Annotated in this window: 21 protein-coding genes; 17 read left to right on the top strand and 4 right to left on the bottom strand. The window is 39.6% G+C overall.

All coding sequences use genetic code 11. The features are described 5' to 3' along the window. Nucleotides 1-14 precede the first annotated feature (14 nt). The gene (locus IPJ16_03140; protein MBK7626189.1) at nt 15-2378 is read left to right on the top strand and encodes a glycyl radical protein; all 2364 of its coding nucleotides are present in this window, start codon (nt 15-17) and stop codon (nt 2376-2378) included. 161 nt (nt 2379-2539) lie between these two features. On the opposite strand, the gene IPJ16_03135 is transcribed toward IPJ16_03140, so the two are convergent. The 3 genes from IPJ16_03135 to IPJ16_03125 form a co-directional block, all read right to left on the bottom strand. Further along, nucleotides 2540-3481, bottom strand: coding sequence for a paraslipin (locus IPJ16_03135; protein MBK7626188.1), 942 nt, complete (start codon nt 3479-3481; stop codon nt 2540-2542). A 6-nt stretch (nt 3482-3487) separates the two neighbouring features. Beyond that, nucleotides 3488-3940 (bottom strand): NfeD family protein, encoded by a 453-nt coding sequence (locus IPJ16_03130; GenBank protein ID MBK7626187.1) that lies wholly within the window; start codon nt 3938-3940, stop codon nt 3488-3490. Between the two features lie 136 nt (nt 3941-4076). After that, on the bottom strand, nt 4077-4619 hold the full coding sequence (locus IPJ16_03125) for a hypothetical protein (protein ID MBK7626186.1): 543 nt from the start codon (nt 4617-4619) through the stop codon (nt 4077-4079). A 289-nt stretch (nt 4620-4908) separates the two neighbouring features. Between IPJ16_03125 and IPJ16_03120 the strand changes: the two genes are divergently transcribed. Further along, nucleotides 4909-5631, top strand: a complete 723-nt coding sequence (locus IPJ16_03120) for a cytidylate kinase-like family protein (GenBank protein MBK7626185.1) — start codon at nt 4909-4911, stop codon at nt 5629-5631. 148 nt (nt 5632-5779) lie between these two features. On the opposite strand, the gene IPJ16_03115 is transcribed toward IPJ16_03120, so the two are convergent. Beyond that, nucleotides 5780-7087, bottom strand: a complete 1308-nt coding sequence (locus tag IPJ16_03115) for a hypothetical protein (protein MBK7626184.1) — start codon at nt 7085-7087, stop codon at nt 5780-5782. Nucleotides 7088-7293: 206 nt separating this feature from the next. Between IPJ16_03115 and IPJ16_03110 the strand changes: the two genes are divergently transcribed. The 15 genes from IPJ16_03110 to IPJ16_03040 all read left to right on the top strand — a co-directional run bounded on the left by IPJ16_03110 (nt 7294) and on the right by IPJ16_03040 (nt 26022). Further along, a complete protein-coding gene (locus IPJ16_03110; GenBank protein ID MBK7626183.1) occupies nt 7294-8229 on the top strand; it encodes an ROK family protein in 936 nt (311 codons plus the stop codon). Between the two features lie 144 nt (nt 8230-8373). Beyond that, nucleotides 8374-9537 carry an MFS transporter gene (locus tag IPJ16_03105; GenBank protein MBK7626182.1) on the top strand — a complete coding sequence of 388 codons (1164 nt, stop codon included), beginning with the start codon at nt 8374-8376 and terminating at the stop codon, nt 9535-9537. A 213-nt stretch (nt 9538-9750) separates the two neighbouring features. Then, the gene (locus IPJ16_03100) at nt 9751-10002 is read left to right on the top strand and encodes a PqqD family protein (GenBank protein MBK7626181.1); all 252 of its coding nucleotides are present in this window, start codon (nt 9751-9753) and stop codon (nt 10000-10002) included. Then, the gene (locus tag IPJ16_03095) at nt 9999-11054 is read left to right on the top strand and encodes an ATP-grasp domain-containing protein (protein MBK7626180.1); all 1056 of its coding nucleotides are present in this window, start codon (nt 9999-10001) and stop codon (nt 11052-11054) included. Before IPJ16_03100 ends, IPJ16_03095 begins: the two co-directional genes overlap by 4 nt. A gap of 21 nt (nt 11055-11075) precedes the next feature. After that, nucleotides 11076-12434, top strand: a complete 1359-nt coding sequence (locus IPJ16_03090; GenBank protein ID MBK7626179.1) for a diaminopimelate decarboxylase — start codon at nt 11076-11078, stop codon at nt 12432-12434. A gap of 15 nt (nt 12435-12449) precedes the next feature. Continuing rightward, nucleotides 12450-14654, top strand: a complete 2205-nt coding sequence (locus tag IPJ16_03085; protein ID MBK7626178.1) for an urea transporter — start codon at nt 12450-12452, stop codon at nt 14652-14654. After that, entirely contained in the window at nt 14630-15814 is a 1185-nt protein-coding gene (locus IPJ16_03080; protein MBK7626177.1) for a hypothetical protein, read from the top strand. The genes IPJ16_03085 and IPJ16_03080 overlap by 25 nt, the downstream gene beginning before the upstream one ends. After that, nucleotides 15802-16422, top strand: coding sequence for a tetratricopeptide repeat protein (locus IPJ16_03075; GenBank protein MBK7626176.1), 621 nt, complete (start codon nt 15802-15804; stop codon nt 16420-16422). Before IPJ16_03080 ends, IPJ16_03075 begins: the two co-directional genes overlap by 13 nt. A gap of 6 nt (nt 16423-16428) precedes the next feature. Further along, the gene (locus IPJ16_03070; protein ID MBK7626175.1) at nt 16429-17604 is read left to right on the top strand and encodes a sensor histidine kinase; all 1176 of its coding nucleotides are present in this window, start codon (nt 16429-16431) and stop codon (nt 17602-17604) included. Next, a complete protein-coding gene (locus tag IPJ16_03065; GenBank protein MBK7626174.1) occupies nt 17604-18320 on the top strand; it encodes a response regulator transcription factor in 717 nt (238 codons plus the stop codon). The genes IPJ16_03070 and IPJ16_03065 overlap by 1 nt, the downstream gene beginning before the upstream one ends. A gap of 149 nt (nt 18321-18469) precedes the next feature. Beyond that, a complete protein-coding gene (locus IPJ16_03060; GenBank protein MBK7626173.1) occupies nt 18470-19534 on the top strand; it encodes a hypothetical protein in 1065 nt (354 codons plus the stop codon). A 122-nt stretch (nt 19535-19656) separates the two neighbouring features. Beyond that, nucleotides 19657-20370, top strand: coding sequence for a response regulator transcription factor (locus IPJ16_03055; protein ID MBK7626172.1), 714 nt, complete (start codon nt 19657-19659; stop codon nt 20368-20370). A 180-nt stretch (nt 20371-20550) separates the two neighbouring features. Continuing rightward, nucleotides 20551-20979, top strand: a complete 429-nt coding sequence (locus IPJ16_03050; GenBank protein MBK7626171.1) for a DUF4907 domain-containing protein — start codon at nt 20551-20553, stop codon at nt 20977-20979. A gap of 342 nt (nt 20980-21321) precedes the next feature. Next, nucleotides 21322-22587 (top strand): Gfo/Idh/MocA family oxidoreductase, encoded by a 1266-nt coding sequence (locus tag IPJ16_03045; protein ID MBK7626170.1) that lies wholly within the window; start codon nt 21322-21324, stop codon nt 22585-22587. A gap of 36 nt (nt 22588-22623) precedes the next feature. Further along, a complete protein-coding gene (locus IPJ16_03040; protein MBK7626169.1) occupies nt 22624-26022 on the top strand; it encodes a DUF1080 domain-containing protein in 3399 nt (1132 codons plus the stop codon). Nucleotides 26023-26039: the final 17 nt, after the last annotated feature.

Here is a 26039-nt window from a genome sequence, read left to right as displayed (position 1 = left end):
ATTGAGATATGATTATTTCAGAAAGAGTTAAAAAATTAAGAGACCAGAGTCTGAATGCAGTAGAGACTCTGAGCGCAGAAAGAGCATTGCTTATTACCAGGTTTTACAAAAGTGATGAAGCCCGTGAACTCTCAGCTCCGGTAAAGAGAGCCAAAGCATTTGAATATCTTCTTAAAAACAAGGAGATCTGCATCAACGAAGGCGAACTGATAGTAGGGGAAAGAGGACCTGCACCCAAGGCAACGCCCACATATCCGGAGATTAGTCTGCATACTCTTAAAGATCTTGAAGTTCTCAATTCGAGAGAGAAAGTGTTTTTCAGAGTTGATGAAGAAGTGAGGAAGATCTATGAAAATGAGATAATTCCTTTCTGGAAAGGAAAGAGTAACCGCGACAGGGTGATGTCGCTGATGACACCTGAATGGCTGAATGCCTATAATGCCGGACTCTTCACCGAATTTCAGGAACAGCGTGCGCCGGGACATACTGTTCTGGGGTACAAAATGTTTAAAACAGGATTCCTCGATCTGAAAAAGGAGATCAATGAATCAATTTCGAAGCTTGATTTCTTTACCGACAGTACTGCATATGACAGGCTTGAAGAGCTGAAGGCAATGAATATTGCCTGTGATGCAATTATAATGTATGCCAGCAGGCATGCTTCAGAACTTGAAAAACTTGCTGAGAAAGAACAAGATAGTAACAGGAAACGTGAATTTTTAAAAATGGCTGCAGTATGCAGAAAGGTACCGGCAAATGCACCTGAAACAATTCATGAGATGCTGCAGCATTACTGGTTCATTCACCTTGGAGTGATAACTGAACTCAATCCCTGGGATTCTTTCAATCCGGGCCGGCTCGATCAGCACCTTTATCCGCTGTTTAAAAAGGAAATTGAAGCAGGTACCTTATCAACCAGGGAACTTGATGACCTTTTGGGCTGTTTCTGGGTGAAATTCAATAATCATCCATCGCCTCCCAAGATGGGTGTTACTGCGAGCGAGAGCAGTACATATACTGATTTTTGTCTGATCAATCTGGGCGGATTGAAGCCTGACGGGACAGATGCTGTTAATGAAATGTCGTATATTCTCCTCGATGTGATTAAGGAGATGCGGATCCTTCAGCCAAGTTCGATGGTTCAGATAAGTAAGAAAAATCCTGACAGTTTTATACATAAAGCACTTGATATCATCAGAACCGGCTTTGGACAGCCTTCCTGTTTTAATACTGATGCAATTATTGAAGAATTGCTGAGGCAGGGTAAGGACATCGTTGATGCACGTAACGGAGGTGCTTCAGGATGTGTTGAGACAGGCGCATTTGGTACTGAAGCATACTGGTTAACCGGTTATTTCAATCTTTCCAAGATACTTGAGCTTACTCTGAATGACGGATTTGACAACAGAACAAACAAACAGGTTGGGTTACATACTGGGGCTCCAACAAGTTTCCTGAAATTTGAAGATCTTATAGAAGCATATCGTCTTCAGGTAAAATATTTTGCCGATATCAAGATCAGGGGGAACAATGTTATTGAACGCACATTTGCAAACTGGCTTCCTGTACCTTTCCTCTCACTGCTTCTTGAGGATTGTATTGCTAATGGAAAAGACTATAACAACGGAGGTGCAAGATATAACACATCATATATTCAGGGTGTAGGCCTTGGTAGTATTACTGATATGCTTACTTCAATCAGATATAATATTTACGATAAGAAAATTATAAGCTGGCATGAATTACTGAAGGCTCTGAATGATGATTTTAAGGGATATGAACAGATGCAGCATGATCTTATTTATAATTCACCAAAGTTTGGAAACGACGATGATTATGCTGATCAGCAGGCTGTTACTGTTTTTGAAATTTATTATGATGCTGTAAATGGACGTCCCAATACAAGAGGTGGTATTCACCGAATAAATATGCTTCCCACTACTTCGCATGTCTATTTCGGTAGTGTGATGGGAGCCACTCCCGACGGACGGAATGCCAGGTTGCCTCTCTCAGAAGGAATCTCACCATTTCAGGGTGTGGATCATAACGGACCAACATCTGTTATCAAATCAGCATCAAAGATCGATCATATACGTACAGGAGGGACACTTCTGAATCAGAAATTCTCTCCCTCATTTTTCGAAGATGAGGAGAGTTATGCCAATCTTACAGCCCTGATCCGCAGTTATTTCAGTCTCGACGGACATCATATACAGTTTAATGTTGTTAATGCTGAGACCCTCAAAGATGCCCAGATTCATCCTGAAAGATACCGGGATCTTATAGTTCGGGTGGCAGGTTACAGTGATTACTTTAATGATCTTGGCGAAGATCTTCAGAATGAGATAATCAGAAGGACGGAACATGAGGAAGTATGACCTCAGATGATAATTATCTTATAAAGGTTTAATTGTTATTAGGTTAAAAAGTTATTGGGTTAAAAAGTTATTCGGTTATTCTGGGGATGATTCCTATACTTTCCCAATAACCCAATAACCCAATAACCCAATAACCCAATAACTCCTTTAAATACTAATTGTTATTTCATTTTACTCTTATCCTTTACCTCATTGAATACTGATGTAGCAGTAGCAACAACTCCTGCGATATCGGTAAGATTTGAAGGAAGGATCATTGTATTATTGGTTTTAGCCAGGTTTCCGAAAGCGTTTAGATATTGTTCAGCAATTCTCAGGTTCACGGCATTAAGACCATTTTCCTCAGAAATAGCTTTTGAGATAGCTCTCAGTCCGTTTGCAGTAGCAGTGGCAATCTGCTCAATCTCTGATGCGCGTCCTGCTGCTTCGTTAATACGCCTCATTTTCTCACCTTCAGATTTCAGGATATATTCCTGTTTGTCTCCATCGGCATTATTAATCTTGGCTTGTCTTGTTCCTTCTGATTCAGCGATAACGGCACGTTTTTCCCTCTCAGCCCTCATCTGTTTTTCCATTGCATCCTTGATGCTCTGCGGAGGTGAGATGTTTTTAACCTCATAACGGGTTACTTTAACACCCCACGGCTCGCTGGCTTTATCAACAGCTTCAACAATAGTAACGTTAATTGTTTCACGTTCTTCGAATGTTCTGTCGAGTTCAAGTTTACCAATTACGCTCCTCATAGTGGTCTGGGCGATCTGAATAGATGCAAATCTGTAGTTATCGATACCATATGACGCTTTTTGAGGATCGAGAACCTGAAGGTAAAGAATACCGTCTACCTCTACTGCAATATTATCGCGGGTGATACAAATCTGCGGTGCGACGTCAATTGCCTGTTCTTTCAGGGTGTGTCTGTATCTTACCTTGTCAATGAAAGGTATAAGAATCTGGAAGCCTGCAGTAAATGTGGCTCTGTATTTTCCAAGACGTTCAACGATTATAGCTGTTCTCTGGGGAACAATTTTAATCATTGAGGCGATAAGGATAAATCCGATAAAGATTAATCCTATAAGAATAAAAGTTGTGCTGGGTCCTTCCATTTTTACTTATTTTTTAGGTTTAACTAATAATTTGAAACTATCTTTTTCAATAATGATAACTCTCTGTCCTGCTTTAATTTCCGATTTCGATTCAGATGTCCAGGTAGTCCCTTTAAACTCTACTTTACCGTTTATCTGATCACCAAAATCAGATAATGCTAGAGCCTCTTTACCAGTAAATTCATCCTCAACCTCTTCAGATTCTTTTCCTTTACTGTAGAAGAATTTTTTTTGAATAATCTGTCTCAGGCCGATAAGTGATATAACCGATGTTATTGCAAAGATTATTATCTGCAGGTTTGTTGATGGTTCACCAATAAGGCAGACAAGGGCAGTGACCCAGGCGCCCAGACCAAAGAAGAAAATGAAAAACCCCGGGACAACCAGTTCCATGAGTAACAGGACCAGTCCGATTGCGAACCAAAGAAGTTCAGGTTTGGAAATAATGTAATCAAGCATAGTGAAGAGTTTAATTGTTTGCGAGAAAATTGATTGAACAGAAGTAAAGATAGTAAAAAAAACATATTCAGCTTAAAAAAGAAGCTATTTTGCATTATTGTGACGATTGACTAAGCCCCACAGTAAAAGTACACTTCTATTTTTTTGCAAGACTGAGATTGATGTCTTTCATCCAGAGAACCACCTTTTTTGAATAGAAGTTTAGATTTTCCCTGGTAAAATCCCCTTCCATTTTTATTAAATACCCTTTATAGGTATCGGTATTTCCTGAATACTGATAGCATACATATTCAGCAGTACCTGCATCTGCAGCAACATTTTTTGGGGCAGTAACTGCACTGGATGCTATGTTTTTTATATAGGCTGTAAATTTCTGAAGCTCCTCCGGTGAAATCTTTTTCCCCGATACCTTGCATTTAGCGATATTCGCGGTTACCTGTTTCTCAGTAAGTATCATGTCCTTATCCATAAAATTCCAGTCTTCAGGATTATTGTATGTAAGGATATTACCTCCGTTATCTATTATATAACCATTGTGCTGATAGCCCCAGGCATAATTTATATAATCATACTGAAAGATTATTGTCTGCTTTTCGCTTATAAAAGAGTTCTTTTTGCATCCTGTAACCGAAAGCATAAGCAGCACTGGCAGTAATATTTTCAAAAGTGATATTTTCATATTCTGACTGAGATGTAATATCAAAAATCGGGCCATTTGGTTTTGGTAAAGATATAAGTTTTTCTCCCTTAAAATTCGCTCGTTCGTCAAAGCTGCACATTGGATAAAATTTATTTTACCGATTCAATTTTTTTTTGTAAATTATATCGACCATAATTCGTAACGAATTGCTCTGAGGCTCCTATAGTCTCATCCGTCGGTAAAACGCGGTAAGTAGTTGAATTTCAGAATATAATATACACTGATTCACAGTCAGTAAAACTAACAAACTACTAGGGAGGAAAACAAAATGGAAAAATTTTTTGATTATTTTGATGGCCGGTACAGAGATTCCATTCTTAATAAGCCTTCTACCGACGATGGTCCGGTTATAACTATTTCGCGTCTGACAGGTTGCGATGCCCGTCAGGTAGCTGCACTGCTGGTCGATGATCTTAACCATAAATATGGCACCAACAAATGGAAATGGGTCGACAAGGACATCATATATGCAATTGCAAAAGAACTTAATACTGATACCCAGCGGGTCGAAAATTTTTACAAAGGTATTGAGTTGTCAAATCTATCCGAAATGATAATGGCATTTTCGGGAGGTTTTGTAAGCGATCTGAGGATTAAAAAAGCTATTAAGGATGTTGTCCTTTCAATGTGTAAAGAGGGCTATATTATTCTTGTTGGAAGGGGAGGAGTCTCGATTGCCCATGAAATGACAGATGCTCTTCATATAAGGCTTATAGCTCCGTTCTACTGGAGGGTTGAGAATGTTATGAAGAAGAAGCAGATGGAAATTGAGACTGCTGAAGAGTATGTAGTCGATACTGATGAGAAACGGCATAATATGATTCTTAACTTTCTGGATAAGAAGCCATTAAATCTCGACTATCTCTTTGACGCGACTATAAATAGGAGCTCTTTTACTATAAAAGAGATCTCTGAACTCGTGCAGATCATGTACGAAAAAAAGATATCCCGACAGATAGCTGAGAGAAAGAAATCCGGTTTTATCTGTTAAAAATTTGTCGTGCGGTCATGCGGTCTTGTGGTCTATTATCTGCAGACTTATTGCTCCGTGCCCTGTGTCCTCCGCTCTACTCTCTACTCTCTACGCTCTACGCTCTACGCTTTACGCTCTACGCTCTACGCTCTACGCTCTACGCTTCCTATATCCCCCCGCACCTGGCTATATTCTTAATATGTTCGCTTATTCTTTTATCGAGACTTGTTTTATATGCATCCCAATCGGTGATTGGATACTTCGCCACACCACTATCCATGGCTGCTTTTGCTACAGCAGGAGCAACAGATGAGATAAGGCGCGGATCAACAGGCTTAGGTATTATATAGTCTCTGCCGAATTTCAAATCACCCAGGTTATATGCTCTTAATACCGAGGCTGGCACAGGTTCTTTTGTGAGTGCTGCAAGAGCTTTTGATGCAGCCATTTTCATCTCTTCATTAATTGTTGATGCTCTTACATCAAGTGCACCTCTGAAGATGAAAGGAAATCCAAGAACATTATTAATCTGGTTCGGATAGTCTGATCTTCCTGTGGCAAATATCAGGTCATTTCTTGTAGATGTTGCGTCCTCAAAAGATATCTCAGGATTCGGATTAGCCATGGCAAATACTATTGGATTATCTGCCATAGAGGCAAGCATCTCTTTTGTCATCATATTAGCTGCAGAAAGTCCCAGAAAAAGATCTGCCCCTTTTAAAGCCTGTGCAAGTGTATCTAGGTCCCTGTCAGTTATAAACTCCTGCTTGTATTTATTAAGGTCTTTTCTTTTACGGTTGATTACTCCTTTACTGTCGACCATTACAATGTTTTCTTTTTTAACCCCCATCGAGACATACAGCCGGGAACAGGAGATGGCTGCAGCACCTGCACCGCAGACTACCATTTTTATTTCACCTATTTTTTTGTCTGTGATCTCAAGTGCATTTATTAATCCGGCAGCTGAAATAATTGCCGTTCCATGCTGGTCGTCGTGGAAAACCGGAATATCAAGCATCGCTTTAAGCTTTGTCTCGACTTCAAAACACTCAGGAGCTTTAATATCCTCCAGGTTTATGCCCCCAAATGTTGGCGCAATAGCCGCGCAGATCTGGATCAGTTTATCAGGATCCTTTTCATCGACTTCTATATCAAATACATCCACGTCAGCAAACACCTTGAACAGAAGGCCCTTACCCTCCATAACAGGTTTGCCTGCCATTGTTCCTATATCGCCCAGACCAAGAACCGCCGTGCCATTGGAAATTACTGCAACAAGGTTTCCCTTGGCAGTGTATTTATAAACATCTTCAGGATTTTTTTCTATCTCAAGACAAGGATATGCTACTCCCGGAGTATATGCCAGACTGAGATCATACTGAGTACCATAAGGCTTTGTTGGAATTACCTCAATTTTACCTTTACGTCCTCTGCTATGGTAGAGAAGCGCATCTTCTTTGGTTACTTTTGGCATAACGGATTTTTTTATTTGTCATTCGAAATTACTCCTTAAAAACAAGAAATTATATGAGTAAAATCATATGTTACACAACATATTTCTCTATTTGTATGAGTTTTTGCATTTATGATTTGTTTTTATTTTGCATTAACGGATAAATTAGATATTTTCAACGTCGGATTATTTAAGGCTTTTCGTCAGACATAATTATTAGAGATTTTATGGATAGAAATTTTGCTATAGGAACTGATATCGGAGGAAGTCATATCAGTTGTGCTGCTATTGACCTTCATACAGGTGAAATCCTGAGGGAAACCCTTTCTGGCAGGGCAGTTAATAATCAGGCTTCAGCCAGTACAATCATTTCTGTCTGGGCCGAGGCCTTATCAGAAGTAATATCAAAAGTATCTATTGAAAAGGTTAAGGGTATAGGTTTTGCTATGCCGGGTCCCTTTGATTATGTAAAGGGTATCAGTTATATAAGAGGCGTAGCAAAATATGAGAATCTTTACGGTTTCAATATAACAGATGCAATCGGGAGCAGTCTTGATGTGCCCGATGGGTTTCTCATCAGATTTATGAACGATGCCTCTGCATTCGCAGTCGGAGAGGCCTGGGCAGGCAGTGCATCGGGTTTCGACCGTTCTTTGTCTGTTACATTCGGAACAGGATTCGGATCAGCATTTATAAGCAACAGGATCCCAATAGTTGACGGACCTGAAGTGCCAAAGCTTGGCTGCATTTACCATATTCCTTATAAGGATGGAATTGCCGATGACTATTTTTCGACAAGATGGTTTCTTGGAAAATACAAATCGCTGACCGGTAAGGAAATGAGTGGAGTTAAGGAACTTGCTGAGCTGGCTTCCAAAGATAAAGTAGCTCACGATCTCTTTATTGAATTCGGTAACGATGCCGCAGTCTTCCTTGCACCATGGTTAAAAAAGTTCAGGGCTGAAATTCTGGTTATCGGAGGTAATATATCGTTTGCCTATAATCTTTTTGGCGGTGTTTTTGAATCGGCATTAAAGAAAGAGAACTGTAACTGCAAGGTTGTCCTTTCAGAACTTAAAGAGGATGCAGCCCTAATCGGCAGTGCATATCTTCTCGATGATGATTTCTGGAAATCTGTACAGCATGCATTACCGCTTATGTAAAATATGGCGCAAAGGCGCAAAGTCGCAGAGGCTCAAAGGCATAAAGGCGTAAAGGCGCAACGGCCTAACGGCGTAGCGGCAAAACCTTGAACTTTGAACTTTGAACTTTGAATTTTGAATTTTGAACTTTATAACCTTTATACTATGACCAGCCAAAAAATTAACGTCGCTAAAATACTTCCTGTAGTTATTGGATTTTTTGTCATGGGATTTGTTGATCTGGTTGGCATTGCCACAAATTATGTCAAAGCAGATTTTCAACTGACCGACACGATGGCTAACCTGTTGCCATCAATGGTTTTTTTCTGGTTTCTGGTATTTTCGGTCCCTACCGGATTATTAATGAATAGAATAGGCAGGAAAAATACAGTACTCCTGAGTTTGCTTATTACACTGCCGGCACTGCTCATTCCAATACTTAGTTATTCATTTCCTTCAATGCTCATTTCTTTTACTTTATTAGGAATAGGTAATACTATGATGCAGGTCTCATTAAATCCTTTGCTTGCAAATATTGTTGATGAGAAAAGGATTGCAAGCACTCTTACATTTGGTCAATTTGTAAAAGCCATCGCCTCTTTTGTTGCTCCGATTTTTGCTGCATGGGCGGTTATTAAATTTTCCGACTGGAGAATGATTATGTATCCGGTATTTCTACTTGTATGCTTGTTTGTACTTGCTTATCTGTTTTTTACAAAAGTTGAAGAAAAGAATGTTGAAACCAAAGCAGCATCATTTTCCGAATGCTTTTCCCTGCTTGGTGACAAGACTATCCTTTTATTGTTCTTAGGAATTATGACTCATGTGGGACTGGATGTCGGCATAAACACGACTGCACCCAAACTTTTGATGGAGCGGCTGAATATAAGCCTTGCTGATGCCGGTTATGCTACCAGTTTTTACTTCATATTCCGTACAACGGGATGTTTGCTCGGATCGGCATTACTTGCTAAATTCACCGGGAGGCAGGTATTCATGGTTAGTGTAATCATGATTCTGACAGGAATATTATGTCTGTTTACAGCAGACAGAACAATAATTTTCTTTGGAATAGCTCTGTTTGGCCTTGGTAATTCTAATATCTTCTCAGTGATGTTTTCACAAGCCCTTATTAATAAGCCATTGTTTAATAACCAGGTTTCAGGTTTGATGATAATGGGAGTTTTTGGCGGTGCTGTTTTCCCTCTGATTATGGGTGTGGCATCTGATTTCGTTGGAGGACAGACAGGTGCTGTATTCGTTCTTCTAGTTCTGATTGCATATCTCCTGATATTTGTTTCACAAAAAATCAAATCTCATACAGCCTGAAAAGTAAAGGCTAACAATATTAAACTGTTTTTTACTGTTTGAAGAGGTGGGATTTCCGTTTCTCCCTCTTTAATTTTACAACCACCGAATCCCTATTCAGTGAAATAAACAATCCTTAGGGTTACGAAATCTGACTTTCCGGTGAAGCTGTTTCCATTATGTAAATTACTGCACTAGTTTTGTTTCATTAAATTATCACTAGCATAACTAAAGATGAAGCTGAAGAAAAACATAGCTACAAGCGAGGCGGGGTTAATCTTCAATCCGGGAACCGGTGACTCATTCTCTGTAAACGGTATCGGAAGTGAGATACTTGCCATGCTTAAGGAAAACAGATCCCAGAAAGAGATAATTGACTTCTTTTCATCAAAGTATGACGCCGAAAAAAATCAGCTTGAGCGTGATATGGACGATTTTTTTGAACAGCTGACAGAGTACAACCTTCTTGATAATAAGCCTGTATGACTATCAGTAAAAAAAATAAAATCGTTGTAGCTGTCACTGCGCTCAATGCAATAGATAGTCCCGGACCCGGTATCGCAGTTATCCGTGCTATAAGGGAATGCAAAGATTTTGAAGTACGGATTATAGGTCTGGCTTATGAATCTCTGGAACCCGGAATCTATATGCACGATATAGTGGATAAGACATACCAGATCCCCTATCCTTCGGCGGGTACAGATGCTTTATATGCCAGGATCATGCATATCCATGATATTGAGCATATTGATGTGTTGATTCCGAATTTTGACGCGGAATTATTTAACTTCATTAAATTAAGTTCAGAACTTAAGAAGTCGGGGATAAACACATTCATGCCTGAACAGGCTGAGTTTGAAGCCCGTGATAAAATAAATTTATCTGCCTTCGGGAAAAAGCATGGTCTCCTGATGCCTGAAGACAAGGTGATATCGAGGATTTCGGAAATTGCTGATGCTGAAGAAAAATTTGGCTTTCCGCTTGTGGTGAAAGGGAAGTTTTATGATGCAATAATCTGCAATACCATAGAACAGGCAGAAAAGGCTTTTTATAAGCTTCAGGCTAAATGGGGATTACCGGTTATTATTCAGGAATTCATATCCGGTACTGAAGTAAATATTGCAGCTCTTGGTGATGGGAAAGGAAATACTATTAGCGCAATTCCAATGCGCAAGCTTTATATTACAGACAAAGGGAAAGCCTGGGCAGGTATAACAATTGATGACCAGTTGCTTATCGACCAGGCCGTTAAGTTTATTAAGGCTACAAACTGGAGAGGTGGTTGTGAGCTTGAGATTATGCTGACAAATGATCGTAAACCATATATAATGGAAGTAAATCCTCGCTTCCCGGCCTGGATTTACCTTTCAGCAGCTGCAGGTCAGAACCAGCCAGCCTCACTTGTAAAAATGGCACTTGGGCAGACCGTTACTCCTTTTATTGGCTTTGAGGTTGGCAAGGTATTTATTCGTTACTCATGGGATATGGTGATAGATATCTCCGAATTCCATAAGCTTTCAGGTTCAGGAGAATTATAATTTATCAAAAAACAGCGTACAATGGAAAAGTTAAAATATGAGCGTCCGGTTATAAAGAAGATGAATACGGGATTGATGAATAAATTTGGAACCCGTACTGAATATGAGCCAGTTACTCATATTGAGGGTATCTCAGTAAAATCCCTCATAAACGATTTCGGATCACCTCTTTTTGTCCTCTCAGAGAAGCAGATAAGACGTAACTTTCAGAATGCTTCCAGGATATTCAAGACACGGTATCCCAAGGTTCAGTTTGCGTGGTCGTATAAGACAAATTATCTTAATGCTGTCTGCAACATCTTTCATCAGGAAGGATCATGGGCCGAGGTGGTTTCAGGTTTTGAATATGATAAAGCTATTGGTAACGGTGTCCCGGGGAACAAGATCATTTTTAATGGTCCGGATAAATCAGATAATGAACTCATTTCGGCAGCAAGAAATAATTCACTTATACACATTGACCATTTCGATGAACTTTTTACTCTCATCGACCTCTCCGAAAAGAACAATCTTAAACCCAGAGTTGCAATAAGGGTAAATATGGATACTGGTGTTTATCCGAAATGGGACCGGTTTGGATTCAATTTTGAGAATGGTCAGGCATGGAATGCCATTGTCCGTATAATAAATGATAAGAATCTTGAGCTTGTCGGACTCCATTGTCATATCGGAACATTCATGCTATCACCTTCAGCCTATTCAGTAGCTGCGACAAAGATGTGTGAGCTTGCATACAGTATTAAAACGAAATACAGTAAATCGATACAGTATCTCGATCTGGGAGGCGGATTTCCTTCGGTAAACACTTTAAAAGGTTCATACCTGCCCGGATCGGATACAGTACCTTCAATTGACCAGTTTGCAGATGCAATAACAAGCGTAATTCTTGGATTCGGATTTAAACAGGATGAGATGCCGCTGCTGATCCTTGAGACCGGCAGGGCATTGATTGATGATGCAGGTTTTCTGCTTGGTACAGTTCTTGCAAATAAGCGACTCTCTGACGGACGCAGGGCCACAATACTGGATTTCGGAGTAAATACACTTTTCACGTCTTTCTGGTATGATCATAAGATCAGCCCTGCCCAGGAATTCGGGGAATATACGGAGGATATGGTACTTTATGGTCCTCTTTGTATGAACATAGATATAATACGTGAAAGTGTCAATCTTCCACTTCTCGAGAAGGGTAATAATGTTGTTGTTCATAAGGTAGGTGCATACAATATGACCCAATGGATGCAGTTTATAACTCTGAGACCAAATGTTGTACTGATAGATTCAGCTAATAAGACTCATGTAATCAGAAAATCAGAAACTCTCGGTACCATACAGGCGAATGAACAGCTTCCGGAGCATTTAAATAAAATTGATATGTAATTGTAAATCAGAAAAATGCGTGATTCGTTTAACATATTTCGCAAAATAATTATCCCGGCAGCACTTAACAGCTATTCGGTAATATTCTTTTTTAATAACAGGCTTCTGGCTCTTGTACTTCTTATAGTTACATTTTTTAATCCGGTTGCAGGATTAAGCGGACTAATCGCTGTTTTGACTACAGTACTTGTTGCCTATTCAATGGGTTTTGATAATCTTAAACTTAAACAGGGCATTTATAGTTTCAACGCCCTCCTTGTTGGTATTGGAATGGGAACAGTTTTTGAACCCGGAATAGTCTTCATTGTACTTCTGTTGCTGGCAGCACTCGCCAGCCTTATACTATCTGTAATACTTAGTGGCTGGCTCGGCAAGTATGGTTTACCATTTTTAAGCATTCCGTTTGTCATCTCTTTCTGGCTTATACTGCTGCCTTCGGGACAATTTGCAAATCTGGGACTGACACAGCGTAACGTATTCTGGATGAACGAAATGTATGCTGTAGGAGGAAAGACATTATTGGATTTCTTCCAGACAATTGAGAGTCTCCCTTTCAGTCAAATGGTTATTGTATATCTCAGATCATTAAGTTCAATAATATTTCAGGATAATCTGATAACTGGGATGCTTATTGCAATTGCATTGCTTCTTGTTTCCAGAATCACATTTCTGCTTACTGTTACCGGTTTTGTAACTGCCTATTTTTTTGCACACCTGATTGGTTCTGATATGGCAAGTTTCAGCTTTTATAATATCGGGGCTAATTATATTCTTGTAGCAATTGCCGTAGGTGGATTCTTCTCAATACCATCGCGGTACTCTTTTCTCTGGGTAGTCTTACTTATTCCCCTTACATCATTGGTTATCCTGTTCATGACTAAGCTGAGTACATATATCCAGCTTCCGTTTTTTTCCCTGCCTTTTTCAATTGTTGTGATCTCTTTTGTATACTTCCTTATTTTAAGAATTAAGCCCGGAAGACTGGTACTCACCCAGATACAGAATTATTCACCGGAAGTTAACCTTTATTCGTATACCGGAAGTGTCAATAGATTAAGGGGTGTACAATATTTTCCGCTCTATCTGCCCTTCTGGGGAGAATGGTTCGTTAGTCAGGGCTACGATGGAAAGTATACACATAAGGGAGAATGGGGCAGTGCTATCGATTTTGTACTGGTAGACGGGAAAAACAAAACATATGATGTTTCCTCAAGTTCGTGCGAGGATTATTACTGTTATAATAAACCGGTGATTGCGCCAGCCGACGGAATAATAGCAGAATTGGTTGATTATATCGATGACAATGAACCAGGAAAGGTTAATTCAAATCAGAATTGGGGTAACATAATAATAATAAAGCATTTAAATAATCTTTATACCCAATTATCACATCTGAAAACAGGAACCTTCAGAGTAAAGAAGGGTGATTTTGTCAGACAGGGTGAGATAGTTGCTTACTGCGGAAATTCAGGCCGTTCCCCGGAACCTCACCTCCATTTTCAGGTTCAGGCAACCCCTTTGCAGGGTGCCAAAACTCTTTCATATCCCTTTGCTTATTATCTTCTGAAAAATAATGAGGGCTTAAATCTCTGTTCATTCAGAACACCACTGGAGGGCGATACTATTTTAAATGTGGAACCAAGTTCCTTACTTAAAGAAGCCTTTGATTTTCAGCCTGGTATGGTACTTAAGTTTAAGTATAACACAGCTGAGCGATCGGAGAAAACAATAATATGGGAGGTGTTTGCAGATGCTTACAATTACAAATACCTCTATTGCAGCGAAACACAGTCAGCAGCCTATTTTGTTAATGACGGGACTATGTTTTATTTCACTTCATTCTACGGAGATCAGAAATCGTTGCTATACACATTCTATCTTACAGCATATAAGGTATTGCTGGCTTATTACAGCTCAATTGAAATAGATGATCTTTTTCCTTTACATATAATCAGAAAGAATCGCATCTCCTTGTTTCTGCACGATTTTGTGGCTCCGTTCTACCAGTATATGAAGGCAAAATATTCGATCAGACCAGTATGGGCAGATTCTCCGGTTAATCCTGCTAAGATCAGATTGGCGTCAAAAATCGGAATCTCATATTTCCACTCTGTCAGGGAAGAGGGGTCGGGAGAGATTATTCTTTCAGACAATCATATTGAGGAGTTTTCTTTTAAAAACACTACAACAACCATATGCGCCAAAAGAACAGATATCTGACATTTGCACTGATTATGCTTCTGACACCATCTGCTTTGATTGGCCAGAAGGAGCATGATTATCACTATTATGACAGTGTTACCTATAGTTTATACCTGTCGGGGAAATGGAATGAACTGATTGGTCTTGGTAATGAGGCAATAAGCAAAGGAATTGATTATAAATATCTTCGTCAGAGAGTCGGTTATGCAAGATTTGCAAGTGGAGATTATTATAAGTCACGGTCAGATTTTGAGAAAGCACTTGCATTCGACAGCTATGATCAGTTTACTCTCGAATATTTGTACTATTCAAATCTTTATACAGGAAGGGAAAAATATTCCGGGACAATCGAGAAAAGACTCAGTAGCGAATTCATGGAAGCACTTGGAATAAAGACTTCCAGTGCAATAGAAAGTATTGAAATGGAGTATAATTTTAAATTCGCCGGAACCTCCTACAGGTCACATCCTCAATATTACAGGGTTGGTGTTGGAAGCAAGATCAGTCCACGATTATCATTATTTCAGTCCTTCTCAAAATATACCCAGCAGGCAGAACTGCAGTTGTCGGGCACTGATGAAACAATAAATGTAAGGCAACTAGAGTATTATTCATTATTGAATATCCTGATAAGCAGAAAATTAATTGTCAGAGGAGGATACCACTATTTGCATAATAGTTCAGTGTCATCAGCCCTGAATGGAAACCTGTTCCTAGTTTCTCTGGCCCCTGATCTTAACCGTATATCACTTGAGCTAAGCGGATCAGCATTGAAAATGGCATCGGAGAGTATTTTTCAGACAGGACTGCAGGCAGGTTATGTTTTCCCGGGGAAATCGGGGTTCTACCTCACTTCAAATGTTTCGGGTCTTTTTCAGGCACAGAGTAACAATCTGATATTTAGCCAGAAAGCAGGGTTCAGGATGTTAAAGAAGGTATGGCTTGAAGGAAATGCATCATTCGGAAGGATGTTAAATTACAATGAATTCAACGGATTATATGTTTATAATTCAATAGATCCTCTAACAATGAAGACCGGAATCTCAGGTTATATTCCGGTTGGAAAAAGAATTTCTTTATGGGCAAATTATTCCTGGGAAAGAAAAGAATTTTACGAGAACAGTTCATTTCATTATAATCAATTTTCATATCTGGGAGGTTTAAGATGGAAACTTTAAGAGTATATTTATTTCTAATCCTGTCAGCAATAACTGCAGGAAATCTGAGCGGACAGTCAGATAGCAGGATACAGGCGGCTTTTGCAAGTAGTTATAAATCGGAGCAAGGCGGTAACTATGTTCAGGGTGTGTCTGAGATAAAATCAGTTTACCAGGCAGATAATTATTCAATAAATGCAAGGTTAGGCTGGTTATTTTTTCTGGCAAAACAGTATACCGAATCGGTAAACTATTACGAGAAAGCCATAAAACTTAAGCCTTATGCCATTGAGGTCAGGTTCGGATTAATTAAAGCTTTGGATGCCCTGGCGAGCTGGGACAGGGTAAAGGAACAATACGAAGCGATACTCAGGATTGATCCGATGAATACTACATCACTATACTGGCTGGGGGTATTATTGTACAACCGGAAAGACTTTGATAATGCCGGCAGAAATTTCGAGAAGATTGTTAACCTCTATCCAATGGATTATGGTTCAATAATTATGCTTGCATGGACAAGACTGTATCAGGGGAAAAAAGCAGATGCAATAGTACTATTTAATCAGGCATTGTTACTTTCTCCCGGAGACACATCTGCACTATCAGGTCTGAATCAGCTTAAATAGTATCAGATGAAAATCAAGTCACGTAAGATACCGGAGTATGTCATATATATCTTTTTATGGCTGTTATTTCTGATTATCCCTATTATTACGAATAACTATAGTTCAAAGGGAGATTTTGCCAAGGTTTTCTATGATGGACTTCGCTTGTTGCCTTTCGTTATTATTTTTCTTGTAAATAATATTTTGCTTTTGCCACTGTTGCTTTTCAGAAGCAGGACAAAACTCTATGTAGTATCGCTCCTTGTTGTGGCTTTGAGCGTTACTTCAGTATTTCATATTCTGAATCCAATTATATTTAAAGGCGATCCCAAAGTGCTTGAGCAGAGAATACTTAAGGATCCGCAGTGGGGAAGGGAAGAAATGAGACCAGGTATCCCACCTGCAGTACGTAATAACATCCCGTCCAGCCCGGAATTATTTAAACCACCTGCAGAAGCAGGAATTTCTCAGAACAGCAGAATGCCATTGCCTGGTCAGCCCCTGGTTCAGTTCTTAAATACCTTTCTGATATCACTTCTGATAGCCGGATTCAATACTGCAATAGCTGTAACAAACAGATGGTTTGATGAAGAGCAGGCACGCAAGGAGGTAGAAAAGGAACATATGAAATCAGAACTTGCTTTTCTTCAGAATCAGATCAGTCCTCATTTCTTCATGAATACTTTAAACAATATACATTCATTAATTGAAGCAGATCAGAAGCTGGCCCAGAATGCCATTCTGAAGTTATCGGAAATGATGAGGTACCTTCTTTATGAATCAGGAAGAGGGACTACCACACTGAAGAGAGAGGTTGAATTCTTAAAGAGCTATGTTAAGCTCATGCAGCTTCGTGTGGATGATTCTGTTAAGGTGACCTTTGAATTACCTGATGATTTTAATAATGTTAACCTTCCGCCATTGCTGTTTATATCTTTCATAGAAAATGCATTTAAGCATGGTGTTAGTTACAGGGAGCCTTCGGCGCTCTCCTTTAAGTTAATCCAGGAGAAAGATTCTCTGATTTTTATTTCTGAGAATACTATCTCTTCATTCCGCAGTAATGATTCTATCCGGCAGGATGGTGGAATAGGACTTGAAAACATTAAGAAAAGACTTGAACTGCTTTATGAAGATAAACATCAGTTGATAATTGATAGTAATCAAAAAACTTTCAAAGTAACATTAATTATACCAACATGATTATCAGATGTATAGCCATAGATGATGAACCGCTTGCACTAAGCAAGATGGCTGGTTATATTTCGAAGACACCATTTTTAGAACTTGTTGCTTCCTGCAGATCGGGTTATGAGGCGATGGAACTTCTTTCAGAAAAGGAGGCAGACCTATTGTTTGTTGATATAAATATGCCTGATATAAGCGGGCTTGACTTTGTGCGATCGCTTCATAATAAACCAAGGATAATATTTGTAACGGCATTCAGTGAATATGCGATTGAAGGTTTCAGACTTGATGCACTTGATTACCTGTTAAAGCCTGTTGGGTACAATGAGTTTCTAAAATCGGCAAATAAGGCCAGAAGTTATTTTGAATCATCTGTACAGGAGTCTCCAAGGATCGGGAATTCAAGAGAGTATATTTTTGTGAAATCAGATTATAAAACAGTTCGTGTTTCAGTTAATGATATTACTTATATAGAGGGAATGAGAGAGTATGTCAGGATTCATCTCGAATCCGGTAAACCGCTAATGCCTCTTATTAGTCTGAGGGTACTTGAAGAACAATTGCCCTCCGACAGGTTCATGAGAGTACATCGTTCATATATAGTTAACCTTCAGAAAATTGTAACAATTGAACATAACAGGATCGTTTTCGACGGCAAAGTTTATATTCCGGTGAGTGAGCAGTACAAAGAGCAGTTTAATAACTATGTCAGCACCCACATGCTGGGATGATCAGCGTTATCCTGAAGAGTAAAACAGGCATTTGGTTGAATTTATCAGGGCTTTCATTGAATATATTTTAGAACACCTTTTTATCACTCTATTTTTGATTAGTTAAGTAAATAAAGTGGTAATAAACAGGAAAACTAAAACATGAGATTATGAAAAAAATGGGTAGAATATTTTTAGGTACAATTCTTTTCACGGCATTTTTAAGTGCTTGTACAAAGAATGATGGTCTTCTCGAGAATGCTACACTTAAGCAGGCAATTGACGAAAGCGCTCTGAGTTTAAATAGTGCTATGGCAGAAATTACAGCTTCCCAGGCATACAGCATCCTGACTGTAAGTGATGACGGTACTTCTAAATCAGCAAGTGAGACTGATTACAGGGTTTATATTCCTTTAGAACTTGTTAAAGGTGTATATAATTACAAGCCGGGAAACAGTTTCGACAGATGGGGAATTTCTCTGATAAGGTACTTCTCAAAATCAGCAGATAACAATCAGATGATAGTAAATATGCCACTGAAGAAGGTTACAAATCCCAGGCTATTGAGACAATATGCTCCGGAAGATTCATTGCTTACCAATAATTTCTCAATTGCCGTATCTGATTATCACAATAATTATAACAGTTATCATGATTATGATTATATCCTGTCTTCAGAGATAAGTGTTGATAATACACTTGCAGGTAAACTTAACATCAGTTCTGTAGTTAGTCCGACTCTCGGTACCGATTATGCATCGCAATATGCATTTACCGATAGCTATACTGCTAACTACAAGTATGTTTCAGGTGATACTACAAAATCAGGCTTCAGCATAAAAGATGGTGACAATATATTATATGAAGAGAATCTGCTTACAATTAAGAATGATACTGCAAGATTTGGGCGGGAGCATCTTTATACGCTTACAATAGGTAATGTGCAAATTATAAGGAACTCATCAACACGCACTGTTCAGATTGCTGTTAATGGAGAGATTCAGGAAGCAGCGGTGGTTGAAGTTATCGATAAAGTTGCTGATCCGGAAGCATCAGTTTGTAAAAAACGTGATATCCAGATTACATTTGAAGACGGAACAATAACAACGGTTTCTGCACTTATCGGCGATTCTGTTGAAGACATTAAGACACTTTTCGAATCGTTACATCAGGTGTACTTCGCAGCTTATGTTGTTGACTGGATAGCATACGATATATATTATCAGAGAAACTAGAATCAGGGTTAGGTTAGTAAATAGGTTAGTAGTTAGGATTATTGATTCTTCCGTCACTTATCGCCCGATAAGTACGGAAGAATTTTTTTTTATATCTTGTCAGAAATTCTGACCTGATGACTATTAAGTGTCTGGCTATTGACGATGAACCTCTTGCACTAAAGCAGATAGGCAGTTATATTAAGAAAACTCCGTTTCTTGAACTCGTTTCCTTATGCAATAATCCATTCAGCGCAATGGAATTTATTGCAGAGAACCATGTAGATCTGCTGTTTGTTGATATAAGCATGCCGGATCTTTCAGGAATGGATTTTGTTAAATCCCTTACAATTAAGCCTTTAGTAATATTCACTACAGCATATAGTGAGTATGCAATTGACGGTTTCAAGGCAGATGCCATCGACTATCTTCTGAAACCAATTGGATATAAGGATTTCCTCAGAGCTGCCAATAAGGCGAATTCTATGTTTGAGCTCAAAACAACTCATTCTGAACAAAAGGAGGTAACCCGGGACCATCTTTTTGTAAAATCTGATTATAAAATAATAAGAATAGAATTTTCTGACATTAAATACATTGAAAGCGTACACGAATATGTAAGAATACATCTTCTGGATGATAAACCGGTCATGTCTCATATAAGCCTGAAATCAATTGAGGAACAGCTTCCTGCTTCTTCCTTCCTGAGAGTGCACCGGTCTTTTATTGTTAACAGTGCCAGAATAAAAATGATCGAGCGGAACAGAATCGTTTTTGATAATAATGTTTATATCCCGGTAAGCGATCAGTATAAGGCTAATTTTCAGAAATTTCTGAGTTCCCATTCCCTTTTTTAATAACTCAGGAAGTAAAAATTACATAATTTTTCTTTTTTCCGGAGCTGTTAAATGGCTCTTCGTCCAACCAGATAATACAAATATACATTAACCTTAATAGTTCATACAATTGCCACAATTATTGTAGTTTAAGCCATTTTATCGACATATATTAGTAGTGGATAGTTGAAAATTTAGTCAATGCAAATAAAATCGGTTAAAAAGTACTTTTATAAAATTTCATTTCCGGTTTTAATGGCGCTTCTTTTTATGCTTGTATTTACAGATTGCAGGAATGAAAAAAGTATTGAAAATAACGCAGGTTCAGGTAAATCAGTTTCCCAGCAGACAGGTTATGAAGAGAATCGGGCATATGTAAAGTTTAAATCATTTCAGAATCCTGATTCAACATGGGGATTCACAATTTTTGTAAACAGCAGACCATTTCTGCTATATAAGAAGATACCGGTTAGCAAGGCAAAAAACGGATTTGAATCCAGGAAAGATGCCGAAACAGTTGCAGGAATATTTGTAAAGATGATAAATAGTGGAAATTTAAAACCAAGCATAGATTTAAAAGCGTTAGACACCCTGGGGATTGTTATAAGAAAAAGAAAAATACCAGGTTAACAGTTTTAGGTTAATTCTCTGTTCCGGAGTACCCCATTCCCCAAATTCCCTTAACTCCGGAACTATTTATCCCCCTTCGGATGTTTGATTTTCCCCAAGAAACCAATCAAAACCTGAAGGGGGTTCTCTTTACAGGTAAGGTTTACAAAAAATAGAACTCTAAGAACTTGCTATTTGACTATAAAACTTGCAAATTGCAGTCAGAAAAGCAGGAAGTCAGAAGACCGAAGACCGGAGACCGGTGACCGAAGTAACCAGATGACGCCTGCTTTGAAGTCCGCAGCTTTAGCGAAGGATGTACGACTTTTATTACATACTACAATTCATATAATACAGAATATTATGAAAAATCAAAACCTTGACAGACGCGATTTTCTGAGGAAAACAAGTGCTGCTGCTGTTGCATTTACAATTATTCCCCGACATGTGCTTGGCGGCCAGGGCTATATGGCTCCAAGTGATCAGCTGACCAAAGGAATCATTGGAGTCGGCGGAATGGGAAGAGGTCATATAGATTACGAAGGACGTCTTCTGGCTGTTTGCGATGTTGACAAAACTCACCTTGAGCAGGCAATTGCACAGGCAGGCGGCAAAATTGACGGATATCATGATTTCCGTGAACTTATTGCCCGTCCTGATATTGATATAATACATATTGCTACTCCTCCTCACTGGCACGGTATTATGGCAAAGACAGCTGCTGAGGCAGGCAAGGATATCTGGTGTGAGAAACCAATGACACGTACTATAGGAGAAGGGATGAAGGTTGTAGAGGCTGTTCAGAAGAATGGTCGCATGTTTCGCCTGAATACCTGGTTCAGATTTAAAGATCCGTTTTATGGATTAGGCACTACAGTAAAACCGTTGAAGAAGCTTGTCGACAGCGGTGTGCTGGGATGGCCATTAAAGGTTACTGTTAGCGGAATAACAGGTTACGACTGGAAATTCTACTGGAGCGGACTTCATAACCTTCAGCCTATGCCTGTACCTGCCGAACTGGATTATGACTTCTGGCTGGGCCCTGCTCCATACAAGCCTTATAATCCCGAAAGAGTACACTCAAAATTCCGTGGTTACTGGGATTATGACGGAGGTGGCCTTGGTGATATGGGACAGCATTACCTCGATCCTGTTCAGTATTTACTCGGGAAAGATAATACTGGTCCGGTTTTAGTTGAAATTGATGCCCCGCAGCAGCATTATGATGCAGTGGGGTCATGGAGAAGAATCACATATACATATGCTGATGGATGCCAGATTATACTTGATGGCGAAAACCGCGATAAGAATGCAGCTTATATTGAAGGTCCTCATGGAAAGGTATTTAAAGGATTCAAATCAGATATACCAAATATGGAGAAACTGATTGATTCTCTTCCTGATCCTGCACCGCAAATAGGGACCTTTTCCGAATCAGTTCGTACCAGGAAAAAATTCGCTCTCAACGAATCAAACGGTCACAGATCATGTTCTGTTGTTAATATGGGAATTATCGCACTCAGGTTAGGCAGGAATCTTAAGTATGATCCTGTTAAACAGCAATTTATCGATGATGAGGGAGCCAACAGGTTGATTAATCCTCCAATGCGTGGGCCCTGGAAAATCTGATAGCTTAATAATTTGAAAATTTGAAAATTCGAAAATATGAAAAGTCTTAGAATATCATTAATCAGTATTTCATTCCTGCTCTTGTCATTAATAACATACTCACAGGATAAAAGAACTACCGAAACAAAAGTTGCTGACCTTCTGGCCCGCTTCCCTGCCAACGACCTTCAGTTAAATGATAAGCTGATGGGCGACATGTTGATTATCGGCGATGCTGGTTTAAAGCAGATCTGCGATATGATTATTCCTGCAGGAACAGGTGATGATACCCCTGCAAGATTCGCCATTGAGAGCTTTACACGTTTCCTCTCACAAAAAGGGAAAGAAACTGAGAGAGCTGAATGGGAGAAAAGATGCATAACCTATGCCACAACTCATAAAGATAACGGTGTAAAAGATTTCTTTATGAAACAGCTTCAGCTTATTGGCGGAACCTCATCCGCAGAAGCTATGAAACAATTCCTCGGAAGTAAGGACATGTGTCAGCCTGCCTTAGCCGTAATACTTGCAGCCGGTGGGAAGACTTCAGAGACAATCCTTGCTGAATCGCTAAAGAATAAAGATCTTCCCTGTGCTGCTGCCGTAATGAATGCTCTGGCTATAATGAAATCTCAAATTGCTGTAAATGAATATATTGAATGGTCTGCTGGCATTGATGTAAATACCAGGGCATCAGCATATAATGCACTCGCAGTGAGCGGAAGTCCTCTGGCATACCCGGTATTGTCAAAAGCCGCACAGGCTGTTGCATACAGATGGGAGCATACAGGAGCAACAGCTGCTCTGCTGAACTATGCAAAAGTTATTGGCCAGAATGGTGATCTGAAAACAATGGATAAAATATGCAAACTGGTGATTTCAAAAAGCAATGAAGACCTCAATATCCAGAATAAAACTGCTGCTCTTGATATCTACACAGGATTTCATGGCATCGATGCCATGCCAATGCTGATCAAAGCTGCCGCTCACCAGAACAGCAAATACAGAAATGCTGCAATGCGCATGTCACTTAAGATTTCAGGAACCGAGGTTGTTAATAAGTGGATTAACTATTTCCCAAAAGCTATACCGGCCGCAAAACCTGAAATTATTACTATGCTGGGCGAGAGACGCGACAAACTTGCCCTGTCGCTGGTAACTTCATCATTGTCCGACCAGGACCAGAATATTCGTATTGCAGCTGCTGAGGCAATCGTAAAGATAAGCGGGAGCGAAGCATTGCACTCTCTTATCAATTATTTGCTTGTATTCGGAAGCGAACCTGATCAGGAAGCAGCAAAATCTGCAATAATGAGTGTTGCGGGAAGCGATAAAATGCCTTTGCTTATTCCTGTTTTAAAAGATGGCCCTTCCGCTTCGAAGAAGAGTGTAATTGAAATACTTGCCTGGAATAAAGACAATAAATATTTTTCTGAAATACTTCCATTCGCAACATCTTCTGACGAAACATTAAAAGCAGCAGCTATCAGGGCTCTTGTAAGCCTTGCTGGTCCTTCTGATCAGGGTAAACTGATTGAGCTTCTTTCTGTAACAGAAAAGCCTGAATATGTTGCCGATATCCAGAACGCAATAGCAGCTGCTGCGAATAAAGAATCAGATCCTGAAAGAAGATCTGCTACCATTCTGTCAGCCATGGGTGGCAAGGTACAGAAAGAGAAAATTATTCCTGTTTTAGCAAAAACCGGTGGCAGCAAAGCCCTCGCGGTTGTAAAAAATGAATTTGAGAATGGTAATCCGGCCATGCGTGATATTTGTTTTAAAGCCCTCACCGGATGGATGGATTACTCAGCTTCATCAGCACTTTATGAGATTTGTGCCTCAGGAAATAAAACATTTGAAGGACCTGCATTTGACGGCTATGTAAGGCAAATCAGATCTGCAGGACTTGCTGATGAGCAGAAGCTTCTTCTATTCAGAAAGATTATGCCTTATGCCCTTACATCTGACAGGAAAAACAGGGTTCTGACGGAGCTTGGGAAACTCAAGACTTACCAGACATTATACTTTGTAGGCGGTTTTCTGGATGATCCTTCAACATCTGCTGCCGCTGCAAAAGCCTGTATGTATATTGCGCTTCCATCAGTTACATCAAAGGCAGGAATGTATGGAGACCTTGTTAAGGAGATACTTACAAAAGCTGTTGGAAAACTTGCCGGACAGGAAAGCGAGTATGATAAGGAGATGGTAAATAAATATCTTGCCGGAATGCCTGCTGATGAAGGGTTTAAGTCAATGTTCAACGGTAAGGATCTTACCGGCTGGCAGGGACTTGTTGAGAATCCTGTTGCAAGGGCAAAAATGAAACCTGCTGAACTTGCTAAGAAACAGCTTGAAGCCAATAATAAAGTTCCCGGAAACTGGAGCGTAAAAGACGGCTCTATATGGTTCAACGGTAAGGGAGATAACCTGTGTTCAATTAAAGAGTATGGCGATTTTGAGATGCTTGCCGACTGGAAAATCACAAAAGCAGGCGACAGCGGTATTTACCTCAGGGGCACTCCTCAGGTGCAGATCTGGGATACTTCAAGAGTTGAAGTAGGAGCTCAGGTAGGATCAGGTGGTTTGTATAATAATCAGAAGAATCAGTCCAAACCGCTTAAAGTTGCAGATAACCAGGTAGGTGAATGGAATACCTTCAGAATTGTCATGATAGGAGAGAAAGTCTCGGTCTGGCTTAACGGAGACCTTGTTGTTGATAACATTACAATGGAGAATTACTGGGACCGTACTATTCCTATTTTTCCGAAAGGATCAATTGAGTTGCAGGCCCATGGCACTGATCTCGCTTTCAGGGATCTCTACGTAAGGGAGATAAGTGAGAAAGAATATAATCTCACTCCCGAGGAGAAATCGGAAGGATTTGTAGCACTGTTTAACGGCAGAAACCTGAATAACTGGGTTGGTAACAAGGAATCATATATTGCGGAAGATGCAATGATAGTTGTTAAACCAAGCGATGGTTCAGGCGGCAATCTCTACACTGAAAAAGAATATGCGGATTTTATATTCAGATTTGAATTTCAGCTTACACCTGCTGCTAATAACGGTCTTGGCATAAGGACACCGCTAACCGGAGATGCTGCTTATGTTGGTATGGAACTTCAGATCCTCGACGATACCGCACCTGTTTATGCTAACCTTCAGCCATATCAGTACCATGGTTCGGTTTATGGTGTGATACCAGCAAAAAAAGGTTTCCAGAAGCCGGTAGGAGAGTGGAACTATGAAGAGGTAAGAATCCAGGGAACAAAGATCACAATAACCCTCAATGGTAATGTTATTGTTGATGGCGACTTAGCCGGACCAAGAGATAATGGAACGATGGATCATAATGACCATCCCGGATTAAAGAATACAACAGGTCATATAGGATTCCTGGGTCATGGTTCAGAACTAAAATTCAGAAACATTAGAATAAAAGACCTGTCAAAATAAAATATTTATGTTCTTCT

Source organism: Bacteroidales bacterium, assembly GCA_016709865.1.
In the GTDB taxonomy this organism is placed as follows: Bacteria; Bacteroidota; Bacteroidia; order Bacteroidales; family VadinHA17; genus LD21.
The sequence above is the reverse complement of the archived record's forward strand: the minus strand, read 5'-3'. Positions and strand labels throughout refer to the sequence as shown.